The sequence below is a fragment of the Actinocatenispora thailandica genome, from assembly GCF_016865425.1.
Taxonomy (GTDB): Bacteria; Actinomycetota; Actinomycetes; order Mycobacteriales; family Micromonosporaceae; genus Actinocatenispora; species Actinocatenispora thailandica.
In genome coordinates, this window is sequence record NZ_AP023355.1 from 6,938,730 (window position 1) to 6,953,338 (window position 14,609).

Here is a 14,609-nt window from a genome sequence, read left to right on the forward strand (position 1 = left end):
CCGACGGCGTGAATCGCCGTCGGGCCGCACGCGTCCGGGCCGGGTGGAACCCGGCCCGATGCTATTAGCGAAGGTCAGGAGACGTGGTGGCCTCGTGCCAGAGAGCACGCTCGTCGTTCGCGTCCTTGACCTTCTTCGCCACCAGCGCAGCGACGCCGACAACCGCGGCGACGATCAGAAGCTTCTTCACCATCAGTCCCCCTAGTTGCGAATCTCGCCGGCCGCAGACGGTCGACGCAACGGCTCGGGAGTGGGGCTAGCTGGAATCGAACCAGCGACCTCATCGTTATCAGCGATGCGCTCTAACCGACTGAGCTATAGCCCCCTGCGCGAGCCTGAAGATTACCCCATGGCTGCCCGGTCGGCGCCACCCGGGGTCGGCGTGGCGACGCAGTGCACCCACCACCGGATGTCGACCCGGCGGCATCGCCGACGGTACCAGCGAAACCGCCTACCGACCGCCCGAATCGGCCCCGCAGAGACGGTTCCGGCCCGGCGCCACCCGGGCGCCGGGCCGGAACCGGTGGACCTGCGGTTCAGTCCTTCTCGGAGAGCGTCACCTCGATGCCGCCGACCAGGTCGGAGCACACGTTGTAGATGAACGCGCCGAGGGTGGACAGGGCGGTGAACAGCACCATGTTGACCACGCCCAGCAGGGCTGCGACACCGATCACACCCTTGGCGGTGATCTGCAGGTTGAAGCCCTTGCCGTTGGAGCCGGCGGACCCGATCAGCGAGGTGAGCGTCTTGTTGATGCTCTCGAACACGCCCATCGTGTCCAGCGCCAGGTAGAGGACCGAGGTGGCCACCACCATCACGATGAACAGAACCAGCGACACCGCGAAGGCGAACTTCATCACCGACCACGGGTCGATGCGCTTGAGGTGCAGACGCGCCCGCCGCGGGCCGCGCGACGCGGCGGCCGACACGGTCGCCCGTGCGGCCCGGACCGCGTCCGCGACCTGCGCCTTCGCCGGACCGGAGTCCGGCGGTGCGGACACCGGCCCGGTCGGCGGCGGGTTCATGCCCGGCGGCCGAACGAACTTGCTCGTGGCCGACGGGTCGGCCGAGGGCACGGTGGCGCGCCCGACGGTCCTGTTGCCCTGCCCGTTGGCCGAGGGGCCGGAGCGCGCCGCGGCGGTCTCGTGCGTCTTGGCCTCAGTCATACGTCAGTCCTGTTCCTCGGGCTCGTCCGCGTTGCGGGTGATCGCCACCAGCGTCACGCCCGCGGGAAGGTCCATCAACTTGACCCCCATTGTGTTCCGGTCCCGGGTCCGCCGTACAGGCTTCACCGGAGTCCGGATGACTCCGCCGTTGGACGTGATAGCGAACAACTCGTCCTCGGGCGACACCGCGAGTGCACCGACAAGTTGACCACGCCGGGTGGTGATCTTGGCGGTCAGCACCCCCTTGCCGCCCCTGTTCTGGGTGGGGTATTCCTCCACGGGAGTCCGCTTCGCATACCCGCCGTCGGTGGCGACGAGGATGTCCACGCCCTCCCTGACGACCTCCATCGTCAGCAGGACGTCCCCGTCGGTGAACCGCATGCCGATCACACCGGCGGTGGCCCGCCCCATCGGCCGCAGCGACTCGTCGGTCGCCTTGAACCGGATGGCCTGCGCGTTCGCGCTGACCAGCAGCAGGTCGTCCTCCGGCCCGATCAGCGCGGCCTTGACCACCTCGTCCTCGTCGCGCAGGTTGATCGCGATGACCCCGCCCGACCGGTTCGAGTCGAAATCGGACAGCTTGGTCTTCTTGACCACGCCGCTCTTGGTCGCGAGCACCAGGTACGGCGCGACCTCGTAGTGGGCGATCTCGATGACCTGCGCGATGTGCTCGTCCGGCTGGAACGCGAGCAGGTTCGCCACGTGCTGCCCCTTGGCCGCGCGGCTCGCCTCGGGCAGCTCGTACGCCTTCGCGCGGTAGACCCGGCCCTTGTTGGTGAAGAACAGGATCCAGTCGTGCGTCGAGCAGACGAAGAAGTGGCTGACCAGGTCGTCCTGCCGTAGCTGGGCGCCCTGGACGCCCTTGCCGCCGCGCCGCTGCGAGCGGTACAGGTCGACCTTGGTGCGCTTGGCGTAGCCGCCGCGGGTGATCGTCACCACGACGTCCTCGCGCGCGATCAGGTCCTCGATCGACACGTCCCCGTCGAACGGGACGATCTTGGTGCGCCGCTCGTCGCCGTACTTCCGGACGATCTCGGCGAGCTCCTCGGAGACGATCTTCCGCTGCCGCTCCGGCTTGGCCAGGATGTCCTGCAGGTCGGCGATCTTGGCCTCGATCTCGGCCAGTTCCTCGATGATCTTCTGCCGCTCCAGCGCGGCGAGCCGCCGCAGCTGCATGTCGAGGATCGCGGTGGCCTGCACCTCGTCGACGGTGAGCAGCTCCATCAGGCCGGTCCGGGCCTGCTCCGCACTCGGCGAGCGCCGGATCAGCGCGATGACCTCGTCCAGCTGGTCCAGCGCCTTGACCAGGCCGCGCAGGATGTGCGCCCGCTCCTCGGCCTTGCGCAGCCGGTACCGGGTGCGCCGGACGATGACCTCGATCTGGTGCTTGACGTAGAGCAGCAGGAACTGCGCCAGGTTGAGGGTCCGCGGCACGCCGTCGACCAGCGCCAACATGTTCGCGCCGAACGTCTCCTGCAACTGGGTGTGCTTGTACAGGTTGTTCAGCACGATCTTGGCGACCGCGTCGCGCTTGAGCACCAGCACCAGGCGCATGCCGGTACGGCCGGAGGACTCCTCGCGGATGTCCGCGATGCCGCTGATCTTGCCTTCCTTGACCAGCTCGGCGATCCGCTCGGCCAGGTTGTCCGGGTTGACCTGGTAGGGCAGCTCGGACACCACCAGCATGGCGCGGCCCTTGGCGTCCTCCTCGACGTCCACCACCGCACGCATCCGGATCGAACCGCGGCCGGTCCGGTACGCGTCGAGGATGCCCTGGGTGCCCACGACGAGACCCTTGGTCGGGAAGTCGGGGCCCTTGACGATGCCGATGAGCGCTTCCAGCGCCTCTTCCTCGGTGGCGTCCGGGTGCGCCAGGCACCACTGCACGCCCTCCGCGACCTCGCGCAGGTTGTGCGGCGGGATCCGGGTCGCCATCCCGACCGCGATCCCCTCGGAGCCGTTGACCAGCAGGTTCGGGAACCGGGCCGGCAGCACGTCGGGCTCTTGGGTGGTGCCGTCGTAGTTCGGCGAGAAGTCGACGGTGTCCTCGTCGATGTCCCGCAGCATCTCCATGGCCAGCGGGTCGAGCCGGCACTCGGTGTACCGCATCGCGGCGGCCGGGTCGTTGCCCGGCGAACCGAAGTTGCCGTTGCCGTCGATCAGCGGCGCCCGCATCGACCACGGCTGCGCCATCCGAACCAGCGAGTCGTAGATCGCCGAGTCGCCGTGCGGGTGGTAGTTACCCATCACCGCGCCGACGACCTTGGCGCACTTGACGTAACCCCGGTCGGGGCGCACGCCGTCGTCGAACATGCCGTACAGGATCTTGCGGTGCACCGGCTTGAGGCCGTCCCGCACCTCGGGCAGCGCGCGGCCGACGATCACGCTCATCGCGTAATCGAGGTACGACCGCTGCATCTCGACTTCGAGCCCGACCGGCTCGATCCGGTCTCCGCCGCCCGGCGGCACCGTCGTCTCGGTCACGAATTACCTCTTCGCTGTGGATATCGCTGTGGATAGTGTGGATGATCAGCCACTCAGCGTGGCCCGCTGCTGACTCCGGTCGATCCCAACCTTCTGATCCGTAGTCAGATGTCGAGGAACCGGACGTCCTTGGCGTTGCGCTGAATGAACTCCCGACGCGACTCCACGTCCTCACCCATCAAAACGCTGAACAGCTCGTCCGCGGTTGCGGCGTCGTCCAAACTGACCTGTGACATCAACCGCGTGGCCGGGTTCATCGTGGTGTCCCACAGCTCGTGGTAGTTCATCTCACCCAGACCCTTGAACCGCTGGATGTCGTCCGGCTTCGCGTTCGGCCGCTTCTCCTGCCGCAGCGCGATCAGCCCGTCACGCTCCCGGTCGGAGTACGCGTACTGGACGTCGTCGCCCTTCCGGTTCCACTTGATCTTGTAGAGCGGCGGCCGGGCCAGGTAGACGTGGCCCATCTCCACCAACGGCCGCATGAACCGGAACAGCAGCGTCAGCAGCAGCGTGGTGATGTGCTGGCCGTCCACATCGGCGTCGGCCATCAGCACGATCTTGTGGTACCGCAGCTTGCCGATGTCGAAGTCCTCGTGGATGCCGGTGCCGGCGGCGGTGATGATCGCCTGGACCTCGTTGTTCTTGAGGACCCGGTCGATCCGCGCCTTCTCCACGTTGAGGATCTTGCCGCGGATCGGCAGGATCGCCTGGATCTGCGGGTTGCGGCCCTGCTTCGCGGAGCCGCCGGCCGAGTCGCCCTCCACGATGAAGATCTCGCACTCGCGCGGGTCGGTCGACTGGCAGTCGGCCAGCTTGCCCGGCATCGAGCCGGCCTCCAGCAGGCTCTTGCGGCGGGCCAACTTGCGCGCCTGAGCGGCGGCGGCACGGGCCCGCGCGGCCGCGGACGCCTTGGTGATGATGACCTTCGCCTCGCTGGGGTTGCGCTCCAGCCAGTCCACCAGCCACTCGTTGCAGACCCGCTGCACGAAGCTCTTCACCTCGGTGTTGCCGAGCTTCGTCTTGGTCTGGCCCTCGAACTGCGGCTCGGCCAGCTTCACCGAGATGATCGCCGCGAGTCCCTCGCGGATGTCCTCACCGCTGAGCTTGTCGTTGCCCTTGAGCAGCTTCTTGTCCGCGCCGTACTTGTTGATCACGCTGGTCAGCGCGGCCCGGAAGCCCTCCTCGTGGGTACCGCCCTCGATCGTGTTGATCACGTTGGCGAACGTGTACACGCTCTCGCCGAACGACTCGTTCCACTGCATCGCGATCTCGAGCGACATGCCCTCGGTCTGACCGTCGAACGAGATGATCGACTTGTGGATCGGCGTCTTCTTGGCGTTCAGGTGCGCCACGAAGTCTGCGATGCCGTTCTCGTACTGGAAGGTCTCGGTGACGACGTCCGGCTGGTCCTCGGTGGTGCGCTCGTCGGTGAAGACGATCTTCACGCCGCCGTTGAGGAAGGCGGTCTCCTGCAGCCGGCGGTGGATCGTCTCGTGGTTGAACTCGACGGCCTCCATGATCGAGCCGTCCGGCCAGAACGACACGCTCGTCCCGGTGCGCTCGGTGCGCTCGCCCTGCTCCAGCGGGCCCGGCTTGGAGTGCTCGTAGTTCTGCCGCCAGGCGTGTCCCTTGGTCCAGATCTCCACCTCCATCCGGACCGACAGCGCGTTGACCACCGAGACGCCGACGCCGTGCAGGCCGCCGGACACCGCGTACGCCTTGCCGTCGAACTTGCCGCCGGCGTGCAGCACGGTCATGGCGACCTCGACACCCGGCTTCTTCAGCTTCGGGTGCAGGTCGACCGGGAAGCCACGGCCGTTGTCGATCACCCGCACGCCACCGTCGGACAGCAGGGTGACCTCGATCTCGTCGGCGTAGCCGGCCATCGCCTCGTCGACGGCGTTGTCGACCACCTCCCACACCAAGTGGTGCAGGCCACGCTCGCCGGTGGAACCGATGTACATACCGGGACGCTTGCGGACCGCCTCCAGGCCCTCCAGGACCTGAATCGACGCTGCCGTGTAGTCGCTCTGCTTCTGCTTGGGGGCTGCCACCCTCTGTCACTTTCTCCGCGAACCGGCAGTGGAGCCGGGTGCCGGGCCGCGAGGGTCGGGCGAACGCGGGCAGCGAACGGCACGCGCACCCGCCCACGGCGGGCCGGGAAGGGATTCCGGACCTGGTGCATCGAACCGGACGCCCGGCCGTCGGCCAGCTGTCGGCCCACGCCCCTTTTGCACGAAGGTCGCCGGGGCGGCGGCCGACGGCCGAGGCCCCGCGGCCTCCCACGCGTGCCGATCGATCCCCGCGCTTGCGGGTCGAACGGCTGAACTCCGTGTCAATATTACTTGGCTCTGCCGACATAACCGCGATGCGGCACCCCTGACGTGGCCGAGAAGACCAGAAAAAGCGGGTGGACGCACCCCCCTACCAGGATGGGGGGTGCCACGCGGCCTCGGCGCGGCAGACCCGGTTGGCCGGAAGCGACCCCCGCACCGGCGGTGCGGGGCCGCCGCGGGGAGCCTCCGCCACGATACCCGGGGACCCCGGCGCGAACGGGTCGAACCGGACAGCCGACCGGCCCGATCAGCGCGCCGCCACCCCGCCCGGCCGGCCCCGAACCGGTACGGTCGCGGGCGATCACCCTGCGCAACCGGTACCGGCCCGAACGGCCGCCGGTCGCGGCGCACCGGAAAGCTCCGCACTCGACCACCCAACCGAACGGCGGCCCGCCCCATCGGTACGGGTAGCAGGATCGGGAGGGCGGATGGATCCACGGCAACGGCAGAACTACGAGTCCTACATCCAGGGCCGGGTGACCTCGCTACGGCGCACCGCGTACCGGCTGGCCGGCAGCTGGGACGCCGCCGACGACCTGGTGCAGGACACGTTCGTCAAGCTGTACCTGCACTGGGCGAAGGCAACGGCCGCGCGGTCGATCGACGCGTACAGCCGGCGCATCCTCGTCAACACCTTCCTCGAACAGCTGCGCCGACCCTGGTACCGGCGGGTGCTGTCGGTCGCAACGCCGCCCGACCGGCCCACCGGCGCCGTCGACCACGACGGTGCGCTCGACCTGCGCGCCGCCCTCGACCGGCTCGCCGCGGGCCAGCGCGCCGTCCTGATCCTGCGGTACTGGGAGGGCCTGGACGTGGCCGAAACCGCGGAGGCGCTCGGGTGCTCCGTGGGCACGGTCAAGAGCCAGACCTCCGCCGCCATCGGCCGACTCCGCCGCCTGCTGCCCGAGTACGCGGGAGTCGCGGAACCGGCCGGCACAGACAGGAGCACGAGATGAACGACGAGAAGCTGCGCGAGCTGTTCGCGGACGCCGACCCGGTCGACGAACCGCCGCTCGCCCCCGGGTACCTGGCCTCGACGGCGGAGGCCGCGGATCGGGCGGTACGGCGCCGCCGGCTGCGCCGGTTCACCATCGGCGGTGTCGCCGTGGTCGCGGCGCTCGCGGCCACCGGCCTGGCGGTCCAACCGCAGCTGCCCGGTACGACCACGGCGCGGGTCTCCGCAGCGGCCACCGGCGGGGGCAACTACGACCCGCTCGTCTCCCGGCTGAGCCCCGGGTGGCTGCCCGCCGGCGCGAACCTGCACGAGCAGTCGGTCGAGAACAAGGTGCAGTCACTGCGCTTCGAGAAGTGGGAGGGCACCGCGAAGCGGATCGAGCGGATCGACTGGGGAGTCGAGCTCTACCTGTACCCGCCGGGGATCAAACCCGCGTCCGACGGCCCGCACGAACACCTGCAGTTCGGCCACGGCACCAGGACCGACCCGGTGCAGGGCATGCCGGCCGAGGTGCTCGGCAAGGCGCCCGGCTACCGGCTCGCCTGGCGGTACCCGTCCGGCGCGCACGCGATCGTCCAGATCGACGCCTCCGGCCAGACCGGCCAGGCCAGCAAGGAGCCGGCGGACTACCAGACCGGGTTCGGCGACCGGGCCGCGTCGGTGGCCCGCAAGATCGCCGCAAACCTGCGGATCGACGGCAACACGCCGCTGAAGTTCCCGTTCGCGTTGCACCTCCCCGCCGGCCAGCACGTGGTGGCGGCGACCTCACGCATTATGCGGGGCAACGACGGCAAGCTGGCCACCAACGCCCTGCTGACCTGGGGCACCAGCGGGCGGATGAAGACCTGGTCGACGGTGCAGACGATCTCGCCGGCAACGAAGGGCAAGCCGGAGACGTTCGTCAGCGGTGTCTACTCCATCCCGAACACGCACGGCTTCATGCTGCAGGCATCGGTCGCCGGGCACGGCGACAGCAAGCAGCTCGCCGACCAGGTACAGGTCTTCGGGTCACCGACCGACGTGACCACCTGGCGGGCCGACCCGGTCCGCGACTGACCGCGCCGCCGCCCACCGCCCCGCCCGCCGCCGGTTCCCGGAACCGGCGGCGGCTTCGTGCAACCCGGCCGGTACCCGATCGCATCTGCAGTAGGGACGGCACGGAAGGGGCCACGGTGCGCGTTGACTGGGAGCACGAGTACGTCGAGTACGTGCGGGTGCGGTTACCGCTGCTGCGGCGCACCGCGTACCAGCTGGTCGGCGACGGGCAGCGGGCCGACGATGTGGTGGCGCAGACGCTGACCGACCTGTACGTGCGCTGGCGCCGCGCCCGCCGCGCGGACCATCTCGACGCCTACGTACGGCGCATGTTGATCAACACGTTCCTCAGCGACAAGCGCCGTGCCTGGTCCCGGGTGCGGCTGCTGGCGGAACTGCCGGATCGGCCCGCCCCGGCCGGCGACCGCATCGAGGACCGCGACCTGGTACGGCAGGGGCTGCTCGCGGTGCCGCCACGGCAGCGCGCGGTACTGGTCCTGCGGTACCTGCACGACCTGCCGGTCACCGAGGTCGCCGACCTGCTCGGCTGTTCCACCGGCACGGTCAAGAGCCAGGCCGCGCGCGGGCTGGCCACGTTGCGGCGGGCGCTCGGGGTCGCGGCCCCAGCCGCCGCGGAGAGGACCATCAGATGAACGATCAGGAACTCTTGGCGCCGCTGCGCGAACTGGACCCCCGGTGGCGGGCACCGACCTGGTGTCCGACGCCGTCCGGCGCGGCCGGCAGGTCCGCCGACGGCGCAACGTCGTGCTCGCCGGTACCGCGGGAGTGGTGGCGGTGGCGCTGGGCGGTACTGGTCTGGTGGTCCGTTCGCAGCTGCCCGGGACGACGGCGCGCGTCGCCGCGGCATCCGACGGCGGCGGCCGCTACGACCCGCTGGTCTCCCGGCTCGCCCCGGGGTGGATGCCGAGCGGCGCGACGGTCCGGCAGCGGGGTACGACGCGGGACAGGCTGCAGTCGCTGACATACCTGCGCTCGGTCCCCGATCCGAAGGAGCCGAAGGCGGTGCGGTTCGTGTGGATCGTCGAGCTGACCCTGTTCGCGCCGGGGGTACGGCCCGTTCCCGCGAGGACCGCGGAGGACGGTCCGCTGGAGGGCCTCACGTTCGGCAGCGGGAAGAAGGTGGCGCCGGTCCAGGGCATGCCCGCCGAGCTGCTTCCCGACCCCAACGGCTACACCCTCGAGTGGGCGTACCCGTCCGGCGCGCACGCCGTGGTCACTATCCCGGTGACGGGTGGCAGCCGCGGTACCGGGGCGGTAGGGCCCGGCGCGACAGCCGGCACCGGCTTCGGCGACCGGACTCCGGCGGTGGCGCGCAGAATCGCCGAGAACCTGCGCATCGACGGCAACACGGCGCTGAGGTTCCCGTTCGCGCTGCGGTTGCCCGCCGGCCAGCACGTGGTGGGCGCCGGCACGACGTACGCGGACAGCGGGAGCCTCGGAGGAACGAGCGCCACGCTGCGCGTCGGCACCAGCGACCAGCCGAAGACGTGGTCGTCCATCTCGCTGAGCTCGGACATCGCCCCCGGAAAGCACGTCACGGTACGCCACGGCTTCATGGTCCAGGTGACACCCGCGCGCGGGGTGGCCGCCGCGACCCTGACCCACGGGCTCCGGATCTTCGGCGAACCGCGGGACCCGAGCACCTGGCGAGCCGACCCGATCCGAGGCTGATCCGCGCCGCGTCGGCCGCACCGCTCGCTGCCGCCGGGTCCGCACCCCTGCGGCAGCGCCGTGCACCCAGGCCGGTTGCCCTGGGACGCGTTCGGCGTTTCGTTCGGCCGCCCGGCGCGGCGGTGGATCCGTTGCCAGACGGCGGATCCCCGATCAGCCGTACGTGTCGCCCGGCCCCGGGCCGGGCACCCGCAGCGGGCCGTGCCGCCAGGACGGCGCCGCCGGGCCGTGGATGCGCAGCCGCTTCACCGGGCTGGGCCGCACCTCCTGCGCGATCTTGGCGAGGATCTTGCCGCTGAGCAGCCGCAGCTGGGTGGCCCAGGCGGTCGACTCCGCCTCGATCGTCAGCTCGCCCTCGACCAGCTTCACCGGCCGGCAGTGCGCGGCGATGTCCGCGCCCACCACGCGTTCCCAGGCGCCGAAGACGGTCGCCTCGGCGGCCGGCTGCTGCCAGCCGCGGTCCCGGACCAGCTTGCCCAGCAACGCGCCGAACAGCTGCGGGTCGCGCGGATCGGGCCCGGGGCCGGAGTAGCCGCGCTTGCGGTACCGCCGGGGATCGCCGCCGCGCGATCGCGTCGACCCACCACGCTCGCCACGTTTCGCCTTCGCGGCCGCCAGCACCGCCCGGGCCAGCTCCGGGCCGGCCAGCCCGTCCGGTACCCCCGCCGGCCGGTCGCCGGCCGTCGCACCGGCAGCTTCGCCGGACCGGGCGTTGTCGCCGGACCGGATGTCGTCGCTGGCCTGGGTGTTCTTGCCGGCCCGGGTGTTCTCGCCGACCCGGCCGTCGACCCCACCGCTGTCCGAGCCGCCGGCGGCCGCGTCCCGCGCCTGCCCGGTCGCCCGGCCACCGCGTCGAGCACCGGTCTGCTCACCGCGCTGCCCGCCGGGGCGGGCGGTGTGCCGACCATCGGTGTCATCGCCGCGCTGCCCGCCGGGGCGGGCGCCCCGGTCACCGTCGGCGGTGCGGTCAGAGGACACGGCGCACCTCGCCGGCAGCCACGTCGTACCGCCCACCCTGCAGCGCGGGCGGCACGTCCTCGGCGACCGCGCAGGTGACCAGCACCTGGTCCGCGCCGCCGACCAGGTCGGCCAGCCGCGCCCGGCGCCCCGAGTCCAGCTCGGCGAACACGTCGTCGAGGATCAGCACCGGCTCGGCCCCGGTACTGCGCAACAGTTCGAAGCTCGCCAGCCGCAACGCCAGCGCGACCGACCAGCTCTCGCCGTGACTCGCGTACCCCTTGACCGGCAGGTCACCGAGGCGCAGCAGCAGCTCGTCGCGATGCGGCCCGTGCAGCGTGGTGCCGCGCTCCACTTCCTGCGGCCGGGCCCTGGCCAGCGCCGCCGACAGCCGGGCGGCGAGCACGTCCCGGTCGGCGGTCAGCTCCGCCTCGCCGTCCGCCGCCAACGTCGACCGGTACGCCGCGTGCACCCGGCCCTTGCCCTGGCTGACCGCGTCGTACGCCTTCTCCAGGTGCGGGCCGAGCGCGGCGACGAGCTCCAGCCGGCCGGCGACCAGATCGGCGCCGTGCCGGGCGAGATGGCTGTCCCACACGTCCAGGGTGCGCAGATCGGCCGCGGCACTCGACTCGCCGTCGCCGCCGTGGCCGCGCCGGCCGGCCCGGCGCGCCAGGTACGAGGTGCGCAGCAAGGCGTTGCGCTGTTTGAGAACTCGGTCGTAGTCGGCCCGGACACCGGCATAGCGCGGGTAGCGCGACACCAGCAGCTCGTCCAGGTAGCGCCGCCGCTCCGACGGGTCGCCGCGCACCAGCGCGAGATCCTCCGGCGCGAACAGCACGGTACGCAGGGCGCCGAGGATCTCGCGGGCCCGGGGCACCGGTGACCGGTTCAGCCGGGCCCGGTTCGCCTTACCGGGCACCAACTCCAGCTCCAGCACCAGCTCGCGGCCGTCGTTGACGACCACCGCGCGGATCACCGCGCGGGCGGCACCGGCCCGGACCAGCGGGGCGTCGGACGAGACCCGATGGCTGCCCAGCGTGGCCAGGTAACCGAGCGCCTCCATCAGGTTCGTCTTGCCCTGCCCGTTGGGCCCGACGAACACGCTCGGACCCGGGGACAAGGACACCGACACCTGTGGATAGCTGCGGAAGTCGACCAACTCGACCGCTCGGACGTACATCCCTCATCCCCCAGGTGTCGCCGCCGGCGGTGGACGGCCGTGCCGTCCGCGCCCCGTGGACGGATCAGCCGTCCGCGTCCTCCTTCACCGCGTGCCCACCGAACTGGTGGCGCAGCGCGGCGACCGCCTTCATCGTCGGCGATTCCTCCTGCCGGGAACCGAACCGGGCGAACAGCGAGGCGGAGATGACGTTCAGCGGGACGCCGAGCCGGATCGCCTCCTCGACCGTCCACCGGCCTTCGCCGGAGTCGGCCGCGTAGCCGGCGATCTTGGCCAGCTTCGGGTCGTCGTCGAGTGCCCGGTCGAGCAGGTCCAGCAGCCAGGACTGGATGACGGTGCCCTTGCGCCAGGACTTGATCGCGCCCGGCACGTCGTCGACGATCTCGGACGCCTCCAGCAGCTCGAAGCCCTCCGCGTACGCCTGCATCATCCCGTATTCGATGCCGTTGTGCACCATCTTGGTGTAGTGCCCGGCGCCGACACCGCCCGCGTGCACGAAGCCGAACTCGCCCTCCGGCTTGAGCGCGTCGAAGATCGGCTGGGCCTTGGCGACGTCCTCGTCCGTCCCGCCGACCATCAGCGCGTAGCCGTTCTGCAGGCCCCAGACGCCACCGGAGACACCGCAGTCCACGTACCCGATGCCCTTCGGGGCCAGCTGCTCGGCGTGCACCTTGTCGTCGGTGAAGCGCGAGTTGCCACCGTCGATGACGACGTCGCCCGGCGACAGCAGCTCGCCCAGCTCCTCGACCGTCTGCCGGGTCGGGTCACCGGCCGGCACCATCACCCACACCACGCGCGGCGCGGGCAGCCGCTCCACCAGCTCGGCGAGGCTGGCCACATCGGCAATGTCGGGGTTCCGGTCGTAGCCGACGACCTCGTGCCCGGCCAGACGCAACCGCTCCCGCATGTTGCCGCCCATCTTGCCGAGACCGATGAGCCCGAGTTGCATGTCCCCTCCAGATTCCGCTCCGCCGACGGCGCATCGACACCGGGATCGTCGGTGCCGATCGCCCCGCGACGACGGTACGCGGGTGGTTCACCGGCGCCGCGACCCGGCACCGCGGCTGTGGCCGACTACTGGTTGGCGAACCGCACCGGCATGATCAGGTACCGGTAGGAGGTGTCGTCGTCGTTGTCCTCGGTGCTGCCGGACACCACCGCCGGCTTCATCGGGTCGACGAACGACAGCTTCGCGATCGGCCGCCCCAGCTGCGCCAGCCCGTCGAGCAGGTACTGCGGGTTGAACGCGGTGGTCATCGGCTCCCCGTCGTACTCGCACTCCAGCGCCTCGGAGGCGCGGGCGTCCTCGGTGGCGCCGGCCTCGACGACGAGTCCGTCGGACGAGAACGACAGCCGGACCGGGTTGTTGCGCTCGGCGACCAGCGCGACCCGCTTGACCACCTCGGCCAGCGCGGCGGCCGGCACCCGGGCGTGCGAGGTGAACTCGGCCGGGAAGATCGAGCGCAGCGGCGGGTAGTTGTCACCCTCCAGCAGCCGGCTGGTGGTGCGACGCTCGCCACCGGCGAAGCCGATCATGCCCTCGCCGGCGCCGGGCGCGGACAGCGCGATCCCGACGCTCCCGCCGAGCGGCCCGAGGGCACGCGCGGTCTCGCTCAGCGTGCGTGCCGGCACCAGCGCGGACAGGCTGGTGTCCGCCTCGTCCGGCTGCCACTCCAGCTCGCGCATGGCGGCCCGGTAGCGGTCGGTGGCGAGCAGGGTGAGCGTGTTGCGCTCCAGCTCGAACTTGACCCCGGTGATCATCGGCAGCGTCTCGTCGCGACCGGCCGCGATCGCGACCTGTGCCACCGCGGTGGCGAACAGCGCCGCGTCGATGCGACCGGCGGAACGTGGCATCGCCGGCAACGCCGGATAGTCCTCGACCGGCATCGTCGGCAGCGTGAACCGCGCGCTGCCGCAGGTGATCTCGACCCTCGAACCCTCGGTGGCGACGTCGACCGGTTTCGCCGGCAACGCCCGGGTGATCTCGGCCAGCAACCGGCCGGAGACCAGCACGGTGCCCTCCTCGTCCGGCTGGACGTCGACCTGCACCTGGCTGGAGACCTCGTAGTCGAAGCCGGACACGGTCAGCCGACCGTCACCGACGGCGAGCAGCACGCCGGCCAGCACCGGCACCGGAGGCCGGTTCGGCAGGCTCTTCGCGGTCCAGGCGACGGCGTCGGCGAGCGCATCCCGCTCAACCCGGAATTTCATGCGGTCCCTCCTGGGAGAGCGTCGGTCGGGCGCCGACGGCGTCCGTCACGCATCGGCGTCGCGGGTCGGCTGGTCGTGGCGCAGGCCCGCCTCAGGACCTTACGGGCACCCACCGACAACTCGACGAATGCCCGGGCCGTCCGGGGCGTGCGCTGCGGGTCTCGATTCTAAGGGCCCGGTCGAGTCGTTGCGGACGGTTCTCCCGGTGCGGGGTGGCTCAGGTACGGCTCGGGCGCTTGGCTGCTTCCCGGGACCCAGACGATTGGCTTTTCGTTCTCTTAGAAGAACTCACCCATCAACGTCATAGGGGCTGTGGAAACTGTGGAGAACCGACGTTTTCCCTGATCCGGCTCGGTTGAGGGGTGTGGGAAAGCTGTGTGCGCAGCGGTTGATGACTCGGCGCGTCGTCCACAGGCGGCCCGGCGGCTCCCCGTTGTCCACGCGTTGTCCCAAGGCTCGCGGGCTTATCCACCGTGCTGTCCCCAGGTCTTCCCCAGGGTTGTCCCCAGCGTGAACCATGGTCGGCAACCGGTGGAAAACTCTGTCCACCGGCCGTCCACACGCTGTCCCCAGGACACGCCGGCTTGACCACA

General features: G+C 70.9%; 12 protein-coding genes and 1 tRNA gene. 4 read left to right on the forward strand and 9 right to left on the reverse strand.

All coding sequences use genetic code 11. From position 1 onward, the window contains the following. Nucleotides 1–64: 64 nt before the first annotated feature. The 5 genes from Athai_RS34620 to gyrB form a co-directional block, all read right to left on the reverse strand. Complete coding sequence (locus tag Athai_RS34620) at nt 65–193, reverse strand: DLW-39 family protein (protein WP_211255515.1); 129 nt, start codon at nt 191–193, stop codon at nt 65–67. 58 nt (nt 194–251) lie between these two features. Beyond that, nucleotides 252–325: transfer RNA gene (locus Athai_RS31400), tRNA-Ile, on the reverse strand. A gap of 211 nt (nt 326–536) precedes the next feature. Continuing rightward, complete coding sequence (locus tag Athai_RS31405) at nt 537–1,166, reverse strand: DUF3566 domain-containing protein (RefSeq protein WP_203964830.1); 630 nt, start codon at nt 1,164–1,166, stop codon at nt 537–539. Nucleotides 1,167–1,169: 3 nt separating this feature from the next. Then, on the reverse strand, nt 1,170–3,650 hold the full coding sequence (gene gyrA, locus Athai_RS31410) for a DNA gyrase subunit A (RefSeq protein ID WP_203964831.1): 2,481 nt from the start codon (nt 3,648–3,650) through the stop codon (nt 1,170–1,172). A 104-nt stretch (nt 3,651–3,754) separates the two neighbouring features. Next, entirely contained in the window at nt 3,755–5,704 is a 1,950-nt protein-coding gene (gene gyrB, locus Athai_RS31415) for a DNA topoisomerase (ATP-hydrolyzing) subunit B (protein WP_203964832.1), read from the reverse strand. Between the two features lie 710 nt (nt 5,705–6,414). Here gyrB and Athai_RS31420 point away from each other — a divergent pair. The 4 genes from Athai_RS31420 to Athai_RS31435 all read left to right on the forward strand — a co-directional run bounded on the left by Athai_RS31420 (nt 6,415) and on the right by Athai_RS31435 (nt 9,668). Further along, nucleotides 6,415–6,942, forward strand: coding sequence for a SigE family RNA polymerase sigma factor (locus tag Athai_RS31420; protein WP_203964833.1), 528 nt, complete (start codon nt 6,415–6,417; stop codon nt 6,940–6,942). Continuing rightward, nucleotides 6,939–7,997, forward strand: coding sequence for a hypothetical protein (locus Athai_RS31425; RefSeq protein WP_203964834.1), 1,059 nt, complete (start codon nt 6,939–6,941; stop codon nt 7,995–7,997). The genes Athai_RS31420 and Athai_RS31425 overlap by 4 nt, the downstream gene beginning before the upstream one ends. 116 nt (nt 7,998–8,113) lie before the next feature. Continuing rightward, complete coding sequence (locus Athai_RS31430; protein ID WP_203964835.1) at nt 8,114–8,629, forward strand: SigE family RNA polymerase sigma factor; 516 nt, start codon at nt 8,114–8,116, stop codon at nt 8,627–8,629. A 43-nt stretch (nt 8,630–8,672) separates the two neighbouring features. Further along, entirely contained in the window at nt 8,673–9,668 is a 996-nt protein-coding gene (locus Athai_RS31435) for a hypothetical protein (protein ID WP_203964836.1), read from the forward strand. Nucleotides 9,669–9,821: 153 nt separating this feature from the next. Here the strand turns inward: Athai_RS31435 and Athai_RS31440 are convergent, their stop codons facing one another. The 4 genes from Athai_RS31440 to dnaN all read right to left on the reverse strand — a co-directional run bounded on the left by Athai_RS31440 (nt 9,822) and on the right by dnaN (nt 14,016). Next, nucleotides 9,822–10,397: a DciA family protein gene (locus tag Athai_RS31440; protein WP_239157501.1), complete on the reverse strand. Its 576-nt coding sequence runs from the start codon at nt 10,395–10,397 to the stop codon at nt 9,822–9,824. A gap of 238 nt (nt 10,398–10,635) precedes the next feature. Beyond that, nucleotides 10,636–11,805 (reverse strand): DNA replication/repair protein RecF, encoded by a 1,170-nt coding sequence (gene recF / locus Athai_RS31445; protein WP_203964837.1) that lies wholly within the window; start codon nt 11,803–11,805, stop codon nt 10,636–10,638. Nucleotides 11,806–11,869: 64 nt separating this feature from the next. Next, the gene (gnd, locus tag Athai_RS31450; protein ID WP_203964838.1) at nt 11,870–12,754 is read right to left on the reverse strand and encodes a phosphogluconate dehydrogenase (NAD(+)-dependent, decarboxylating); all 885 of its coding nucleotides are present in this window, start codon (nt 12,752–12,754) and stop codon (nt 11,870–11,872) included. Between the two features lie 125 nt (nt 12,755–12,879). Beyond that, nucleotides 12,880–14,016, reverse strand: a complete 1,137-nt coding sequence (gene dnaN, locus Athai_RS31455; RefSeq protein WP_203964839.1) for a DNA polymerase III subunit beta — start codon at nt 14,014–14,016, stop codon at nt 12,880–12,882. Between the last annotated feature and the right edge of the window lie 593 nt (nt 14,017–14,609).